Source organism: Actinomycetospora atypica (assembly GCF_042653685.1).
Taxonomy (GTDB): domain Bacteria; phylum Actinomycetota; class Actinomycetes; order Mycobacteriales; family Pseudonocardiaceae; genus Actinomycetospora; species Actinomycetospora atypica.
In genome coordinates, this window is record NZ_JBHSIV010000005.1 from 130,305 (window position 1) to 145,513 (window position 15,209).

Genomic DNA, 15,209 nt, shown 5'->3' on the forward strand with positions numbered 1-15,209 from the left:
TCCCCGTCGGGCTCGTCGCCGGATCGCGGCGTGCAGGCCCCTGTCCGGACCCCGGGATCACCGGACGGCCGGGCGCGGCCACCGGAGATCGTCCGACTGACCGAATGACCAGATTCTGCACGCTGTGAGCCTCGTTTGTCCAGTGGAACCGATCCTCGAGCGCTCGATGTTCAGAGCGGGCATTGCCGGAGACGCGGGTCACACGGCAGACTCGTAGACCGGTCGACCCCTCCGACGGGACGGGGACGGCGGCGTGGCCGCGAGGGGGCGACACGATCGCGTGACCGCACGTCCGTCCGACCGAGAGATGAGAGAACCGTGGCCCAGCTGCAGGACAAGGTCGCCCTGATCACCGGAGGCGAGAGCGGGATCGGGCTCGCCTCGGCGAAGCTGTTCGTCGCCGAGGGCGCGAAGGTGGTGCTCGTCGGGATCGGCGAGGACGGCCTGGAGTCGGCCGTCGCCGAGATCGGCGAGGACCACGCGGTCTCCGCGGTCGCCGACGTCACCGACTCGGCCGCCGTGGCCGCCGCCGTGCGGACCGGGGTCGACCGCTTCGGGAACCTCGACGTCGTGTTCTCGAACGCCGGCATCTCCGGCGCGGTCGCGAAGATCGTCGACTACCCCGAGGACGTCTTCGCGCGGACCCTCGCCGTGCACGTGGGCGGCGCGTTCCACGTCCTCAAGCACACGCTGCCGGTGATGAACGACGGCGGCAGCGTCATCATCACCTCGAGCGTCGTCGGGCTCGTCGGGTTCGGCGACCTGTCCGCCTACGTCGCGGCCAAGCACGGCCAGGTCGGGCTCATGCGCTCGGCCGCCAAGGAGGTCGCCCCGCGCGGCATCCGGGTCAACACCCTGCACCCCGGACCCACCTCGACCCCGTTCCAGGACGACATCGAGATGACCGCGACCGGGAAGTCGCAGGCCGACGCGGCGAAGGACTTCGACGCGATGATCCCGCTCGGGCGCCACACCACCGTCGAGGAGATCGCGAAGGCCGCGCTCTACCTCGCCTCCGACGCCAGCTCGATGGTGACCAGCAGCACCTTCGCCATCGACGGCGGTATGAGCGGCTAGAGCCGCACCCCGACGAGAGGAGCCCGATGATGCGTTCTGCGGTGTACTACCGGCCCCACGACGTCCGGATCGACGACGTCGAGGTCCCCGAGGCGGGCCCGGGCCAGGTGAAGGTGCGCGTCGCCCACAACGGCGTGTGCGGCTCCGACCTGCACGAGTACTTCTCGTCGGAGACCTTCGTGCCGGTCCAGCCGCACCCGCAGACCGGGGTGCAGGCGCCGGTGGCCCTCGGCCACGAGTTCTCCGGCACCGTGGAGGCCGTCGGCGACGGCGTCACCCGGGTCGCGGTGGGCGACCGGGTCGCGGCCCGGCCGACCTACACCTGCGGGGAGTGCCCGTCCTGCCGGGCGGGGGCGCCGAACACCTGCCGGGTGCTCGCCTTCCACGGGCTCTCGGGGTTCGGCGGCGGCCTCTCGGAGTACACCGTGCTCCCGGAGAGCATGGTGTTCCCGCTGCCCGAGAACGTGTCCCTCGAGCTCGGCGCGCTCGTCGAGCCGATGGCCGTCTCGTACCACGCCGTCAAGCTCTCGGAGATCCAGCCGGGGCAGCTCGCCGTGATCGCGGGCCTCGGCCCGATCGGGGTGGGACTGTTCTTCGCCCTCCGGGCCCACGGCGTCACGAACATCATCGCCAGCGACCCGTCCGCCGAGCGCCGCGCGATCCTGACGAAGCTCGGCGCCGAGAACGTCATCGACCCCACGGTCACCGAGGTCGCCACCGCCGCCGCCGAGGTCACCGACGGACTCGGTGCCCACGTCGTCTTCGACGCCGCCGGGGTCGGGGCCGCGATCATCACCGGCATCGGGGCGCTCGCGCCGCGCGGGAAGATCGTCGTCGTGGGGATCCACGAGCAGGCGATGGAGCTCAACCCCACGGCGCTGCTGCTCGGTGAGGCGCAGATCGTCGCGTCGCTGGTCTACACCGACGACGACTACCGCGAGGTCATCGCGAGCATGTCCCGCGGCGAGATCACCGGCGAGGGCTGGGTCGACCACGCCCCCCTCGACGACCTGCTCACCGTCTACGACGAGCTGCGCCGCGGTGCCCGGATGAAGGTGCTGATCGACCTTTAACGGCTCCGCCGTTGTGCGTGTGCGTTTCCGTGCTGCAGCACGACAGCAACACAGCACGCCGATAGGGCACGCACACAGGCCGGAGGCCTCAACGTCGCCCGGGACGAATGGTTCGGCCCAGAGACGTACGCGCAGACGAAGACTCGGGCTCTCCCGGTTCCTAGCGTCGACCGCGTGCCACTCCCCGAGAACCCACCCCGTGTCCCCGACTCGCCGTTCGCCTCGATGCGGCCCCACCACACCGGCATCCGCTACCCCGACTTCGAGGACGCGCGCTCGTTCTGGGTCGACAAGCTGGACTGGCGCGTGCTGCAGACCTGGCCGTACGGCGACCTGACGCTGGCCTACGTGATGCCGCCCGACCATGACGACTTCCACCTCGAGATCCTCGCCGGCCCCGGCGCCGTCGCGCAGCCCGAGTTCGCGGACGTCGACGAGAGTCTCGGCGTCCACGGCCTCAACCACGTCTGTCTCGAGGTCGACAGCGTGGACGACACGCTCGCCGAGCTCCGCGCCCGGAACGTCGAGGTGGTGAACGAGCCCTTCGAGCTCGAGGCGATCAGCGCGCGGCTCGCGTTCTTCCGCGACCCGTGGGGCAACATGTTCGAGCTCTCGCAACGGATCGCGCCGTGACCGGCCGTGACCTCGAGGCGGAAGAGAGTCGCAAGCAGCTCGTGCGCTCGGCCTTCGACGACTGGGCCGCCGGCCGGGGTGGACCGTTCGCCCTGCTCGCCGACGAGGCGCGCTGGACGATCGTCGGGAACAGCCCGGTCTCGCGGACGTACGAGAGCCGGCGGGAGTTCCTCGACGTCGTCATCGACCCGTTCAACGCCCGGATGTCGGCGCCCCTCGTCCCGGTGGTCCGCGGGCTCTACGCCGACGGGGACTGGGTGGTCGCCCTGTTCGACGCGTCGGCGACCGCCTGCGACGGCCGCCCCTACCGCAACACCTACACCTGGTACCTGCGGCTGGTCGACGGCGCGATCGTCGAGGCCGTCGCCTTCTTCGACAGCATCGAGTTCGCCGACCTGTGGGAGCGGGTGACGCCGGCCTGAACGGCACCCGGAGTTCCTTCCCGACGATGCCCGGTGCCGCTACCGTCCCGTCGATGGCGGATCGTGCGGCCGGGTCCGTGTCGGAGGCCCTCGCGGCCCGGGCCCAAAGGATCGCCCGCGACGTCCACGCGGAGATCTCGGCGCACATCCCGACCTACGGGCGGGTGCCCCGCGCCGACGTCGAGGCGTCGGTGGTCCAGATCGTCGACGACGTCGAGGCGGTGCTCCGCGCCGGTGCCGTCCCGCCGCCGGCGAGCATCGCGCAGGCCGAGGAGTCGTCCCGGGCACGCGCCAAGCAGGGCGTCCCGATCCACGACATCATGCACGCCTTCCGCTTCTCGATGGGCGCCATCCGGGACGCCGTGTCGGCGATAGCGGCGGAGACCGCTCTCGACGCGGCGGAGACGGTGCGCCTGCTGACGCTGATGTGGTCCTACAGCGACGCGTACACGGTGAAGGTCGTCGCGGTGTACCGGCAGTCGGACATCGAGAGCGCCCTGGAGCAGGCGCGGCGCACCCAGCAGTTCCTGCTCGGCCTGCTCGACGGCACGCTCGAGGGCGGCGACCTCACCGCGGCGGCGTCCGCGCTGCTGCTGGACCCGGCATCGTCGTACCGCGCCGTGCGGGCCCGGCCGGCCCGGGGCGAGGTGGGGCCGCTGCTGCTCGAGCTGCAGCGCCAGGGCGCGCGGCACGAGGGGGTCAGCGTGTTCGCGGCGATCGGCGCCCAGTGCGTGGGCGTGGTGGCGTTCCGTCCCGAGGCGGTCGGGGACGACGGCGTGGTCGCGCTCGGCCCCGCCGTCGGTGTCACCGAGCTCGCCGTCTCGTTCCGCTCCGCGCACGCGGTGCTGGCGGCCGCGACCACCCTCGGCCTGTCCGGGGTGCACGACCTCGCGGACCTGAGCTGGCGCGCGGCCGCCGCGAACGCCGACGAGGTCACCGCGCTGCTCCGCGAGCGCTACCTGGCCCCGCTCGCCGACCAGGGCGAGTTCGGGCAGCTCGTGCTCGAGGCCGTGGCGGTCTACCTCGCGGAGGACCGGAGCGTCCCGCGGGCCGCCCGGGCCGTGCCGGTGCACGTCAACACACTGCGGTACCGGTTGCGCCGCTTCGAGGAGCTCACCGGATGCCGCCTCGACTCCACCGACACGATCGTCGAGGTGAGCTTCGCCCTCGGCGTCGCGGCGCGGGTGGTCTGACGGGTTCGAAGGGAGCGCGCGTGTACGACATCACGGGGCTGGCGGTGCTCGTGTTCTTCGGCGTCGCCATCCTGGTGGCCGAGCTGCTGGCGAAGCGGACCGGGTTCAACGGTCCCGTGCTGCTGATCGTCGGGGGGCTCGGGCTCGGGTTCCTGCCCTTCACCTCGACGATCCGGGTCCCGCCCGAGCTCGTCGTGCTGCTGTTCCTGCCGGCGCTCCTCTACTGGGAGGCGCTGACGGTCTCGTTGCGCGAGATCCGCAACGACTTCCGGACGCTCGTGCTGTCGTCGGTGTTCCTCGTGATCGCGACCGCCGCCGTGGTGGCCACCGTGGCGCACGTCGCGCTCGGCCTGAGCTGGCCGGTCGGGTTCGTCCTCGGCGCGATCGTCGCGCCGACGGATGCGACCGCGGTGACGGCCGTGGCCCGCGGTCTGCCGCGTCGCCCGCTGACGATGTTGCGGGCGGAGAGCCTGGTCAACGACGGGACGGCGCTCGTGCTCTTCGGCGTGGCGGTGGGCGTCGCGAGCGGGGCCGAGCCGTTCCGGGCGCTCGGCGTCCTGGAGGCGTTCGGCGTCTCCTACCTCGGCGGGATCGCGATCGGCCTCGTCGTGGCGTGGGTGGCCATCAAGGTCCGGCAGTTCGCGCGCGACGCGCTGCTCGAGAGCGTGGTCAGCCTGCTCACCCCGTTCGTCGCGTTCCTCATCGCCGAGGAGATCCACGCGTCCGGCGTGCTGGCGGTCGTCGTGTGCGGGCTCGCCCTGGGCCGGGTCGGTCCGCGCTCCATCGGCGCCCGCACCCGCGCGCAGGCCCACGCCTTCTGGCGCATCACGACCTTCCTGCTCAACGCGGCCCTCTTCCTGCTGGTCGGGCTCGAGCTCCCGGCGGCGCTGACCGGGTTCTCGTCGCGGACGCTCGGGTTCGGCGTGGTGGCGGCCCTGCTCGTGGCGGCGGCGGTGGTGCTGACGCGGTTGTCGTGGTTCTACGTGGTGCCCTACGTGATCCGGCTGCTCGACCGGCGCACGAGCCAGCGGGCGCGGCGGATGACCGCGCGGCAGCGACTGCCGCTGGCCTGGTCGGGCTTCCGCGGCGCGGTGTCGCTGGCGATCGCCCTGGCGGTGCCGCTCACCACGGTCGACGGGGCGCCGTTCCCCGACCGCGACCTGCTCCTCGTCGTCACCTTCGGCGTCATCCTGGTGACGCTCGTGGTGCAGGGCCTGACCCTGCCCGCCGTCATCCGCCTCGCCCACTACGGCCCGGACACGGCCGCGGACGAGGAGATGGCGCTCGCGCAGTCCCGCACGATCGACGGCGCGCTGGCGATCCTCCCGCGGGCCGCCGCCGACCACGGGGCGCCCGACGCCCTCGTCGAGCAGCTGCGCTCCGAGCACGAGAGCCGCCGGCGGCGGTCCGGCGCCGCTGCCGAGGAGGAGCGGCGCCGGGCCGACGACGACGTCGAGTCGGCGGTGCGGCTGGCCCTGCTGCGCGAGCGCCGTCGGGTCCTCGTCGGGCTGCGGGACGAGGGCCTGATCGACGATCAGGTGGTGCTCCGGGTCCAGGCCGAGCTGGACAACGAGGAGCTCGGCCTGACCGGCGCTCCCGGCCCGGAGTAGACGGCTCAGGCGAGCTGTCGACGCAGCTCCTCGCCGTCGTGCAGGGCGGTCATGTGCAGGAACCGCCCGTCCCGGACCTGGTAGATCGCGAACTCGACGATCCGGAACGAGGCCCCGGTGGGGGCCGCGCCGAGCCACTCCCGTGCCGGGGTGCCCGTGTTGACGAGGCGGGCGGCGAGCCGGTCGCCGTCGACGAGGAGCTCCTGGAGCTCCCAGTGCAGGTCGGGCACGGCGGCCATCGCCTGCCGCTGCACCGCGAGCACGTCGTCGCGGGTCCCGGGGGAGCCGTTGAGGGTGGGCTCGTCGTGGATGAACTCGTCCATCCGCCCGGTCTCGTGGGCGTTGAGCTCCGCGAGATAGCGCCCGTAGAACGATCGCAGGTCCTCAGTGCTCACGTCAGGCCGCCAGTTCCCCGCCGTCGACGACGATCTCGACGCCGTGGACGAAGCTGCTCTGCGAGGAGGCGAGGAACGCCACCGCGGCGGCGAGCTCCTCGGGGTGGGCGACCCGCTCGGCGGGGATGGCGGCCCCGATCGCGGCCTTCATCTCGTCGGCCCGCTCCCCGAACACGTCCTCGAACATCGGGGTGTCGACCGGGCCCGGCGAGATCACGTTGACGCGGACGCCCCGTCCACGGAGCTCGTTGGTCCAGGCGCGCGCGTAGGCCCGCACGGCCGCCTTCGACGCGCCGTAGTCGCCCATCCCGGCGGCGCCGTTCTGGGCCGCGGTCGAGCTGGCGAGGATCACCGAGGCGCCCTCGTTGAGCAGCGGCAGGGCCTTCTGCACCGTCAGGAGGACGCCCTTCACGTTGACGGCGAAGACGCGGTCGTGGTCCTCCTCCGTGACCTCCTCCAGCGTGGCGAGGTGGTTCACGCCCGCGTTGGCGAACACGACGTCCAGGCCCTTCCCGCGGGCGCGCACCTGCTCGTACAGGCGCTCGACGTCGGCCGCGACGCTGACGTCGCCCACCACGGCGGTCGCGTCGCCGATGGCGGCGACCGCCTTCTCCAGCTCCGGCTCCCGGCGCCCGACGACGAACACGTGCGCGCCCTCCGCGGCGAGCCGCTGGGCCGCCGCCAGCCCGATCCCCGTGCTGCCGCCGGTCACCACGGCCGTCCTGCCCTCGAGCAGTCCCATCGGTCGATCTCCTTCGTTCCGCATCGATCGTTGCAGAAATCGACGCTAGCACGTTGCGGAACGATCGATGCGGAAAGGTGAGGTCGCCGTCAGCAGAGCGGCCAGCGGCGGAGGGCGGCGTCGGCCGCCTCCTGGAGCTCCTCGGCGGGCACCCCGCTCGCCGCCTGCACCGCGAAGCCGTACGCGACGGCGGTGACCAGGCGGGCGAGGAGCCCCGGGTCGGTCTCCGGCGGCAGGTCGCCGTCGTCGACGGCGCGGCGGAAGCGCTCCCGGATGCGGGAGTAGCCCTCGTCCCGCCAGCCGACGAGGAGGTCGCGGACCTCGCTCCCCGAATCACTGGTGGCCAGGGCGCCCTGCACCCCCAGGCAGCCGTGGGGCTGCTCCGGCCTGGTGGTGGTGCGGATGGTGCCGGCGAGGACCGCGCGGGCCACGTCGAGGGCGGTCGGCTCATCGAGGGCCTGCCGGAGGTAGGCGCTCGGGCCCTCGTCGTAGCGCTCGAGGGCCCTGCGGAACAGCGCCTCCTTGTTGCCGAACGTCCCGTACATGCTGGTGGTGGAGATGCCCATGGCGGAGGTGAGGTCGGTCAGGCTCGCGCCCTCGTAGCCCCGCTCCCAGAAGACCTGCAGGGCGCGCTCGAGGGCCTCGTCGGGGTCGAAGCCCCGGGGTCGACCGGTCGGACGGCGGCTTCCGGTTGCCATCCCTCCACGGTACTGCTTGCGCATCGATCGATCCTGAAGGCGACATCGCGCGGGCCGGTGTGCCGCGGCGCACGTGCAGGTGTCGCGGACACCGTGTCATGGTCATCCGGTGGGTGTGGGCACCACACTGCTCTGGGAGCGCGGGGGCGCGGGCGAGCCGCTCGTCCTGCTGCACGGCATGGGCAGCTCGCACGACGACTTCGCCGGGTTGCGCGGCCGGCTCGAGGCCTCCTACGACGTGCTGGCCGCAGACCTCCCGGGTCACGGCGGGTCGCCCTCCCTGATCGAGGAGCCCACCGTCGGCGCGATCACCGACGTCGTCGAGGCCGACCTCGACACGCTCGGCCTGTCGCGGGTCCACGTCCTGGGCAACTCGCTCGGCGCCCGGGTCGGGCTCGAGCTCGCGCGGCGCCACCGGGCCCGCTCGGTGGTGGCGATCGCGCCGTCGGGCATGAGCATGCCCCTGGAGCGCGTCTACCAGGGCTCGGTCCTCAGCGTGGCCCGCGTGGTCCTGCAGCGCGTCCGACCGGTGATCGAGCCGCTGTCCCGCGTCCGCCTGGGACGGGCCCTCCTGCTCGGCGGGCTCCGGGCCCGACCCCTGCGGGCGACGCGCGAGGAGGCATTGGCCGTCCGCGACGGGTTCGCCGACTCCGACGACTTCTGGCGGACGCTCTGGAGCGCGATCCTGACCGACCGCCCCACCGGGCTCGGCGACGTCGACTGCCCGGTGATCCTCGCGCAGGGCCTGTTCGACGGCGTCTCCGGCGGACAGACCGTCCGCTACGTGCCGGCCGTGCCCGGCGCCCGCTTCGAGCTGCTGCTCGGGGCCGGGCACGCCCCGCAGTCGGACACCCCCGACGACATCGTCCGGCTGGTGGACGAGGCCGCTGCCCGCTCGACGACCCCGCCCTAGGCCTCGCGGAGCGCGGCGAGGAGCGCCGGCGCGTAGCGCTCCGGGAGGTCCTCGAGGTCGGGCGCCAACGCCACGGCCCGCTGGACTCCGCACAACAGCCGCAGGACGTCGGTGGGCTCCAGGGAGTCGCTCACGAGGCCCGCGTCCTGGGCGTCCTCCACGAGAGTGGCCAGGGCCTCGTCGAACCGGTCGAGCAGCGCACCCACGGGCGTCCCCTGCTCGGCGTCCCCGGCCAGGACGTCGATGAACACCGGGTCCCGCCCGGTCTCGAGGCCGGCGACGACGAACTCGTGGAGCGACCGGGCGAGGTCCGGGCCGTCGCCGACCTCGGCCGCCTCCTCGAGGCGGAGCACCAGCTGCTCGAGCCGGTCGAGGACGAGGGCGCCGAGGAGGTCGGCGCGGGTGGGGAAGTGCCGGTACAACGTGCCCTGCCCGACCCCCGCGCGACGGGCCACCTCCCGCAGGCGCAGCGGCCCGTCGTTCTCGGCGAGCTCGGCGCGGGCCGCCTCGAGCAGCGCCGCACGGTTGCGGGCCGCGTCGGGACGCCGGGACGTGCCGGTCGAGGGGGTCACGTCGGCGATGCTACTGGACATACTGTCCGGTCAACCGGACGCGCGATCCGTTCTCAGCCGATCAAGGGGTCCACCTGTTCCTGTCAGGAGGAGGACAACGAGTCCGTTCGTCGCTCGATCCGAGGCGTCGTCACGGCTTCCCGGGGCGAGTAGGGTTCTGCGCCCATGACCGCCCTGCGGGAGGGGTGACGCCGTGTCGAGCAAGACGTCGTTGACCGCACTGGTGCGGGAGCACCTCGAGATCGCCCGGCGCGTGTCCAGTGGGCGCAGCGCCCACACCGTCTACGGCGGCCACGAGCACGTCCTGCGCCAGACCCTCATCGCCATCGCCGCCGGCCGCGATCTCGCCGAGCACGAGAGCCCCGGCGAGGCCACCGTGCACGTGCTGCACGGACGGGTTCGCCTCACCGCCGGCGACCTCGTGTGGGAGGGCCTGGCCGGGGACCTGCTGGTGGTCCCGCCGGAGCGGCACGGCCTGTCGGCACTCGAGGACTCCGCGGTCCTGCTGACCGTGGGCGCCCACCGGCGGGGCGCCTGAGCGACGGGACGTCGCTCACCGCGCGCGGTGAGCCCCCCGGCCCTGGGAGGCGGTCCACCAGTCCGTGACCGCCCGGAGCGCCCGAGGTCGGCCCGTGGCCGCCCTCGACGGGTGCGGCCAGTCGGTGCGGCGCCGGGCCGACCCGGCGGCGCCGCCACGTCCCGATGCGCGCCGGGTGCCCTCGGCGTCCCGGCTGACCGCGTCGTAGACGAGGAACACCTCCTCGAGCGGCGCGGCCACGAGGGCCGCCAGGAACTCCGGGACGGCGACCCCGGCCAGCCACAGTGCCCCGCCCCGCTCGACGAGGTCGGCACGGGTGCGGGCGAGGGCGGGCAACAGGGCGGCGCCGTCGCAGGCGTGGGTGAGGTCGACGACCACCTCGGCGGCCCTCCCGGCCACGAGACCCCGCAGGGCGCCCGATACCTCGGTGGCCCTCGCACGGTCGACGACACCGGTGACGACCACGGTGACCCGCCCGCCCGCGGAGATCACCTCGACGCCCGGCCGGGGCGGCGGCCCGGACCCGCGGTCGTCGGGCGCCTGTGTCACTTCGTCCTGGAACCCCTGCGCCATGATCGGCCCCCCGGCCTGGTCGCTCGGTCGCGCGAGCACTGGCGGCGCCGGGTCCGGGGCGTCACGTGCCTCGAGAGTATCGATGCTGGTCATGGCCCTGCAAGCGGAACGGGACCCGTCGGGCCCGGGCTCGGACCAGGACAGGACCTGACCGGCTCCCGATCTAGCGTCGGGGACGCGCCGACCCGACGGTCGGAGCGCCCACCGACCGGGAGCACCTCCATGAACCTCGTCTCCGTCCGCGTGATCACCGACGACGTCGCCCGCCTCGTTGACTTCTACGAACGCGTGACGCGGCGGTCGGCGATCTGGGGGAACGCGGAGTTCGCCGAGATCGGCACCACGTCCGGCACCCTGGCGATCGGCAGCACCCGGACCGTAGGGCTCTTCGGGCCCGGCTCGGCCGAGTCCGCAGCCAACCGCTCGGTCATCCTCGAGTTCATCGTCGAGGACGTCGACGCCGAGTACGAGGCCCTGCGGTCCTGGGTCGCGGAGTTCGTCACCGCGCCCACGACGATGCCCTGGGGCAACCGCGCCCTGCTCCTCCGGGACCCGGACGGGAACCTCGTCAACCTCTTCACGCCCGTGACCGACGCCGCGGTCGCAAAGTTCGCGACGACGTCGCGCTGACCGGCCGGTCGCCCTCACTCCTGGGTCGTTACCGGGCGTGACGGTCGGGAGGTCCGTCCGGGGTGTAGGGTCCGGTCCGGCGGTTCGACACCACGGACCGTGATCGGACTCGGGACGCAGCCCTGCTCAGGCGGGTGCGCGCGCCCGGTGGTCCCGCGGTTCATGTGCTTCCCGTGCCACCGGTAGCGGTGGGGGCAGAGCGTCGTGCATGCCTCTTCGGCTCTGCCTCGCCAGCACTCACTTCCTCGTTGCTGTGCCCCGTCTCTCGCAGCAACCTGTGAAGGTGGGACCCGTCCATGGAGCCCGGCCGGACCGACCAACTCGTCGTCGCCCTGCGGTCCGCCGCGCGATCGCTGACCGATCGCCGCAGCATCCGTGACCTGGAGGAGACGCTCGGACGCATCGTCTCGTGCGCGATGGAGACGATCCCCGGGGTGGACGCGGCCAGCGTCTCGATGACCGAGCACGGGCGGATCGAGACGCGCCACCCCACGAGTGAGGCCATCCGGAAGATCGACGACATCCAGAGCCGGCTGTTCGAGGGCCCGTGCATCAGCGCGCTCGAGGACCGGCCGGACAGCGGGATCGTCATCGCCCAGGACCTCGCCGGCGGCGACGCCGCGCGCTGGCCCCGGTTCGCCCCGGGGGCCGTCGCCGCCGGGTACCGCGGTCTGATGTCGACCACGTTGACCTCCGACGGCGGGGTCCGCGGGTCGTTGAACCTGTACTCGCGGCAACCGGACGCGTTCGACGAGCACGCACGCACCCTGGCCGGGCTCTTCGGCGTGCAGGCCGCGCTGGTGCTCGTGGGCGTCAACCAGGCGGCGAACCTGCAGAAGGCCGTCGACAGCCGCGACGTGATCGGGCAGGCCAAGGGCATCCTCATGGAACGGTTCGGGGTCGACGACCAGACCGCGTTCCAGATGCTGGTGCGGTCCTCGCAGGACACCAACCTCAAGCTCACGGCGGTCGCCCGCTGGCTCCCCACGGAGGCGGCGAACTCGGCCCGACCCGACGCCGGACGCGTCGACCGACCCGGGCGCTAGTCCGGGTGGTAGTCGTTCGCGGTCCGCTCGGCGGCGAGGAACGCCTCGAGCTCCGCGTCGTGGCCGACCTCGTGCTCGTACGTGGGGTGGAGCTCGCCGGAGGCCGGGTCGTGGGCCGAGGACGGCGAGGGGTCGGCAGGCGAGATGTCCATGCGGACAACCCTGGTCCGATTCGTCCTCCGGGGGAACCGTCGAACGACTGAAGTCCGGCCCGGTCCCCGCCCGGACAGGGCGCCGGAGCTACCGGGCCTCGTCCTGCAGGCCTCGGGCGAAGCCGGTGACGGCGCGGACGGCGTCGAGGTAGACGTCGGGCATGGCCGCGCGGAACAGGATCTCCCCGACGTGGCAGAGGCCGAGGTTGACCTTGCCGACCGACCGCACCCCGTGGGCGAGGAGCCGCCGGTGGTAGGCCAGGCCCTCGTCGCGCAGGGGGTCGAGCTCGTTCACGACGATGACGTGGGGCGGCAGCCCCGCGAGGTCGGCGCCCGTGGCCCGGTAGGGCCAGCAGGTCGGTTCGTCGCGGTTCGCGGCGCCCGGGTCGTACACCTCGGCCAGGGGCGTGAAGAGCTCGCGGTTGAGCCAGTACCGGTCGTTCTCGGTCAGCGACGCCAGCTCGCCGACCGCGCCCTCCCAGTCCCCGACGATGTACGGCGACTGCGCGTAGACCCCGGCGATGACGTCGAGCCAGCCCTCCCGCCTCGCCTTGAGGGCGAGCGCCAGGGCGATGTTGCCGCCGCCCGAGTCGCCCGTGACGACGATGTCGGTGATGCCGAGCTCCGCGCGGTTCTCGCCGACCCAGCGCAGGGCCGCGGCGCAGTCGTTCAACCCGGCGGGGAACGGGTGCGGCCCGTGCACGCCCCCGCCGTTGCGGTACTCCACCCCGACGACGACCGTGCCGGCGGCCGCGAGCTCCTCGCGCCAGTTGCGGTAGACGGGTCCGGAGCCCGACAGCATCACCATGCCGCCGCCGTGGATCTGGAGCAGGCCGGGAAGAGGGCCGTCGGCATCGGCGGGGCGGACGACGTAGAGGGTGATCGCGTTGCCGTCCGGGCCGTCGATCGTCCGCTCCTCGGACACGACGCCCTGCGCCCGCGGCGCACCCTCGGCGAGGACGGTGAACAGGCCCTCGAACCCGACCTCGGTCGCCGTGACGAAGTCGCGGAGCTCCTCGAGCGGCGTGTCCGGGCCGGGCGCTCCGCCCGCCGCCTGGTCGCCGAGCCCGAGCGGGCCGAGCACGGCCATCATCCGCGGATCGGCCCGCGGGTCGGTGCCGAGGCTCCGGTCGGGGTCGCCGAGGCGACCGGGCGGGACGGGCGTGGTCGTCGTGCCGGTCATGTCTGCTCCTCGACGAGCGCTGGGGCCCGCCGGAGTATGACGACGGTCACGAACGACGGTCAACGCGCTCGCGACTGCCCGACGCCTCGCGCTCCTGCTCTCCCTCGTAGGTGGCCGCCTCGACGGCGGCGTCGCTGTCGAGCCCCGAGCCGATCGCCCCCGCGACCGTCGCGAAGCCGGTGGCGAGCCAGGCGAGTCGCACGTGGTCGACGAAGCCCTCCCACGTCGCGGCGTCGCTGGAGTAGACCGGCGGCTCGAGGAAGAACACCGTCACGACGATGTTGAAGGCGAACACCGCCGCCGCCATCGTCACCACCCCGATCAGCAGGGTGAGCACGGTGGAGAGGTTCCACAGGACGGGGTCCCAGCGGTCGCCCAGCTCCTCACGGCTGCGCCAGAGACGGTGGGCGCCGAGGATCCAGCCGACCATCATCACCACGGCCGCCACCATCGTGATGACGAGCTTCGTCGTGCTGAGCGCGCCGGCGAGCTGCCAGATCGTCGAGGTGATGATCAGGTAGGCGCTGGTGGCGAGGACCGCCGCGAGCGCACTGCGCATGCCGAGCACCAGACGCCACGGGCGGTTCGCGATCACCATGCCCGCGAGCAGCCGCAGCCGTCCGGCACGTCGGGAAGTCATGGTCGACATGCTGCCCGCCGGGTCCGACCGGTCGCGATCAGGGCCGGGAGCGGGCCCGGAGGACGCCGGCGGCCTCGCGCGGGGAGCCGACGGCGGACATCGCGAGCCGTGCGTCGATCTTCATCCGACGTGTCCGCTCCCCGTGTCGACCTCGATCTTCCCGACGAGCATCGCATCCGCCCCGGCAGACTCGTCGCCGAACGCCCAGCGACGGACACACCCCGGAGGCCGCCCGTGACCGACACCGTGAGCATCGACCCCGGGCAGCTGGACGCGATCGACGTCCACGTCCACATCGAGGTCGACGCCGCCGGGCGGCGCAGCCTGCCCGAGGCCTACCTGCAGGCCGCCGCGGCCTACTTCGGCGCCCACCCCGCCACCCCCACGATCGACGAGATCGCCGAGCACTACCGCGCGGCGCGGATGGCCGCGGTCGTGTTCACCGTCGACGCCGAGGCGTTCCTGGGCCACCCCGCGCTGTCCAACGACGAGGTGGCCGAGGGCGCCGCCCGCCACCCCGACGTCCTGATCCCGTTCGCGGGCATCGACCCGGCCAAGGGCGCCGCGGGGGCCGCGGATCTGGAGCGCCTCATCGTCGGGAAGGGGGTGCGCGGGCTCAAGCTGCACCCGAGCCTGCAGGACTTCGACCCCACCGACCGCAGCGCGTACCCGCTGCTGGAGGTGGCGCAGGCGCACCGGGTGCCGGTGGTGTTCCACACCGGGCAGACCGGGATCGGGTCGAGGATGCCCGGCGGGGGCGGCATCCGGCTGCGGCTGTCGAACCCGATGCTGATCGACGACGTCGCGGTCGACTTCCCCGACCTGACGATCGTCATGGCGCACCCGTCGGTGCCGTGGCAGGACGAGGCGATCGCGGTGGCGACCCACAAGCCGAACGTGCACATCGACCTGTCGGGCTGGTCGCCGAAGTACTTCCCGCCCCAGCTGGTGCGCGCCGCGAACACGATGCTGCAGGACAAGGTGCTCTTCGGGTCGGACCACCCGCTGCTGTCCCCGGAGCGGTGGATGAAGGCCTTCGACCAGCTGGAGATCAAGCCCGAGGTGCGCCCGAAGATCCTCAAGGACAACGCGGTGCGCGTCCTCGGGCTCGGCGCCTGA

At 73.1% G+C, this 15,209-nt stretch carries 19 protein-coding genes; 11 read left to right on the plus strand and 8 right to left on the minus strand.

Features of this window, described 5'->3' with window-relative positions; all coding sequences use genetic code 11:
• The first annotated feature begins 318 nt into the window (after positions 1–318).
• From ACFPBZ_RS06570 to ACFPBZ_RS06595, 6 genes are all read left to right on the plus strand, one after another.
• Positions 319–1,077, plus strand: a complete 759-nt coding sequence (locus tag ACFPBZ_RS06570) for an SDR family NAD(P)-dependent oxidoreductase (RefSeq protein WP_378035217.1) — start codon at positions 319–321, stop codon at positions 1,075–1,077.
• A 29-nt stretch (positions 1,078–1,106) separates the two neighbouring features.
• Positions 1,107–2,150 carry a 2,3-butanediol dehydrogenase gene (locus ACFPBZ_RS06575; RefSeq protein WP_378035218.1) on the plus strand — a complete coding sequence of 348 codons (1,044 nt, stop codon included), beginning with the start codon at positions 1,107–1,109 and terminating at the stop codon, positions 2,148–2,150.
• Positions 2,151–2,324: 174 nt separating this feature from the next.
• Complete coding sequence (locus ACFPBZ_RS06580) at positions 2,325–2,783, plus strand: VOC family protein (protein ID WP_378035219.1); 459 nt, start codon at positions 2,325–2,327, stop codon at positions 2,781–2,783.
• On the plus strand, positions 2,780–3,205 hold the full coding sequence (locus ACFPBZ_RS06585) for a nuclear transport factor 2 family protein (RefSeq protein ID WP_378035220.1): 426 nt from the start codon (positions 2,780–2,782) through the stop codon (positions 3,203–3,205). Before ACFPBZ_RS06580 ends, ACFPBZ_RS06585 begins: the two co-directional genes overlap by 4 nt.
• Before the next feature lie 53 nt (positions 3,206–3,258).
• Positions 3,259–4,398, plus strand: a complete 1,140-nt coding sequence (locus tag ACFPBZ_RS06590; RefSeq protein WP_378035221.1) for a PucR family transcriptional regulator — start codon at positions 3,259–3,261, stop codon at positions 4,396–4,398.
• Between the two features lie 20 nt (positions 4,399–4,418).
• Positions 4,419–6,008 carry a Na+/H+ antiporter gene (locus ACFPBZ_RS06595; protein WP_378035222.1) on the plus strand — a complete coding sequence of 530 codons (1,590 nt, stop codon included), beginning with the start codon at positions 4,419–4,421 and terminating at the stop codon, positions 6,006–6,008.
• Positions 6,009–6,013: 5 nt separating this feature from the next.
• On the opposite strand, the gene ACFPBZ_RS06600 is transcribed toward ACFPBZ_RS06595, so the two are convergent.
• The 3 genes from ACFPBZ_RS06600 to ACFPBZ_RS06610 all read right to left on the minus strand — a co-directional run bounded on the left by ACFPBZ_RS06600 (position 6,014) and on the right by ACFPBZ_RS06610 (position 7,843).
• Positions 6,014–6,403 (minus strand): ester cyclase, encoded by a 390-nt coding sequence (locus ACFPBZ_RS06600; RefSeq protein WP_378035223.1) that lies wholly within the window; start codon positions 6,401–6,403, stop codon positions 6,014–6,016.
• 1 nt (position 6,404) lies between these two features.
• Complete coding sequence (locus ACFPBZ_RS06605) at positions 6,405–7,145, minus strand: SDR family NAD(P)-dependent oxidoreductase (RefSeq protein ID WP_378035224.1); 741 nt, start codon at positions 7,143–7,145, stop codon at positions 6,405–6,407.
• A gap of 89 nt (positions 7,146–7,234) precedes the next feature.
• Positions 7,235–7,843: a TetR/AcrR family transcriptional regulator gene (locus ACFPBZ_RS06610; RefSeq protein WP_378035225.1), complete on the minus strand. Its 609-nt coding sequence runs from the start codon at positions 7,841–7,843 to the stop codon at positions 7,235–7,237.
• A 109-nt stretch (positions 7,844–7,952) separates the two neighbouring features.
• Between ACFPBZ_RS06610 and ACFPBZ_RS06615 the strand changes: the two genes are divergently transcribed.
• A complete protein-coding gene (locus tag ACFPBZ_RS06615) occupies positions 7,953–8,756 on the plus strand; it encodes an alpha/beta fold hydrolase (RefSeq protein WP_378035226.1) in 804 nt (267 codons plus the stop codon).
• Here the strand turns inward: ACFPBZ_RS06615 and ACFPBZ_RS06620 are convergent.
• Positions 8,753–9,328 (minus strand): TetR/AcrR family transcriptional regulator, encoded by a 576-nt coding sequence (locus ACFPBZ_RS06620; protein ID WP_378035227.1) that lies wholly within the window; start codon positions 9,326–9,328, stop codon positions 8,753–8,755. The genes ACFPBZ_RS06615 and ACFPBZ_RS06620 overlap by 4 nt on opposite strands.
• Positions 9,329–9,521: 193 nt before the next feature.
• Between ACFPBZ_RS06620 and ACFPBZ_RS06625 the strand changes: the two genes are divergently transcribed.
• A complete protein-coding gene (locus ACFPBZ_RS06625; protein ID WP_378035228.1) occupies positions 9,522–9,866 on the plus strand; it encodes a cupin domain-containing protein in 345 nt (114 codons plus the stop codon).
• Positions 9,867–9,881: 15 nt separating this feature from the next.
• On the opposite strand, the gene ACFPBZ_RS06630 is transcribed toward ACFPBZ_RS06625, so the two are convergent.
• The gene (locus ACFPBZ_RS06630) at positions 9,882–10,415 is read right to left on the minus strand and encodes a hypothetical protein (RefSeq protein ID WP_378035229.1); all 534 of its coding nucleotides are present in this window, start codon (positions 10,413–10,415) and stop codon (positions 9,882–9,884) included.
• A 246-nt stretch (positions 10,416–10,661) separates the two neighbouring features.
• On the opposite strand from ACFPBZ_RS06630, the gene ACFPBZ_RS06635 reads away from it, so the two are divergent.
• Positions 10,662–11,069, plus strand: coding sequence for a VOC family protein (locus ACFPBZ_RS06635; RefSeq protein ID WP_378035230.1), 408 nt, complete (start codon positions 10,662–10,664; stop codon positions 11,067–11,069).
• A 296-nt stretch (positions 11,070–11,365) separates the two neighbouring features.
• Positions 11,366–12,115: a GAF and ANTAR domain-containing protein gene (locus tag ACFPBZ_RS06640; protein ID WP_378035231.1), complete on the plus strand. Its 750-nt coding sequence runs from the start codon at positions 11,366–11,368 to the stop codon at positions 12,113–12,115.
• Here ACFPBZ_RS06640 and ACFPBZ_RS06645 read toward each other — a convergent pair.
• The 3 genes from ACFPBZ_RS06645 to ACFPBZ_RS06655 form a co-directional block, all read right to left on the minus strand.
• Positions 12,112–12,267 carry a hypothetical protein gene (locus ACFPBZ_RS06645; RefSeq protein WP_378035232.1) on the minus strand — a complete coding sequence of 52 codons (156 nt, stop codon included), beginning with the start codon at positions 12,265–12,267 and terminating at the stop codon, positions 12,112–12,114. The two genes, ACFPBZ_RS06640 and ACFPBZ_RS06645, sit on opposite strands and share 4 nt — an antisense overlap.
• 88 nt (positions 12,268–12,355) lie before the next feature.
• On the minus strand, positions 12,356–13,450 hold the full coding sequence (locus ACFPBZ_RS06650) for an alpha/beta hydrolase fold domain-containing protein (protein ID WP_378035233.1): 1,095 nt from the start codon (positions 13,448–13,450) through the stop codon (positions 12,356–12,358).
• 46 nt (positions 13,451–13,496) lie between these two features.
• Positions 13,497–14,090, minus strand: a complete 594-nt coding sequence (locus tag ACFPBZ_RS06655) for a hypothetical protein (protein ID WP_378035234.1) — start codon at positions 14,088–14,090, stop codon at positions 13,497–13,499.
• Between the two features lie 252 nt (positions 14,091–14,342).
• Here ACFPBZ_RS06655 and ACFPBZ_RS06660 point away from each other — a divergent pair, with 252 nt between their 5' ends.
• The gene (locus ACFPBZ_RS06660; protein ID WP_378035344.1) at positions 14,343–15,209 is read left to right on the plus strand and encodes an amidohydrolase family protein; all 867 of its coding nucleotides are present in this window, start codon (positions 14,343–14,345) and stop codon (positions 15,207–15,209) included.

Excerpts from the sequence above, each read along its gene's own strand:
- ACFPBZ_RS06575 (WP_378035218.1), top strand. The coding sequence starts at position 1,107 with ATGCGTTCTGCGGTGTACTACCGGCCCCACGACGTCCGGATCGACGAC.
- ACFPBZ_RS06635 (WP_378035230.1), top strand. The coding sequence starts at position 10,662 with ATGAACCTCGTCTCCGTCCGCGTGATCACCGACGACGTCGCCCGCCTC.
- ACFPBZ_RS06605 (WP_378035224.1), bottom strand. The coding sequence starts at position 7,145 with ATGGGACTGCTCGAGGGCAGGACGGCCGTGGTGACCGGCGGCAGCACG.
- ACFPBZ_RS06590 (WP_378035221.1), top strand. The coding sequence starts at position 3,259 with ATGGCGGATCGTGCGGCCGGGTCCGTGTCGGAGGCCCTCGCGGCCCGG.
- ACFPBZ_RS06650 (WP_378035233.1), bottom strand. The coding sequence starts at position 13,450 with ATGACCGGCACGACGACCACGCCCGTCCCGCCCGGTCGCCTCGGCGAC.
- ACFPBZ_RS06645 (WP_378035232.1), bottom strand. The coding sequence starts at position 12,267 with ATGGACATCTCGCCTGCCGACCCCTCGCCGTCCTCGGCCCACGACCCG.
- ACFPBZ_RS06610 (WP_378035225.1), bottom strand. The coding sequence starts at position 7,843 with ATGGCAACCGGAAGCCGCCGTCCGACCGGTCGACCCCGGGGCTTCGAC.
- ACFPBZ_RS06655 (WP_378035234.1), bottom strand. The coding sequence starts at position 14,090 with ATGACTTCCCGACGTGCCGGACGGCTGCGGCTGCTCGCGGGCATGGTG.
- ACFPBZ_RS06640 (WP_378035231.1), top strand. The coding sequence starts at position 11,366 with ATGGAGCCCGGCCGGACCGACCAACTCGTCGTCGCCCTGCGGTCCGCC.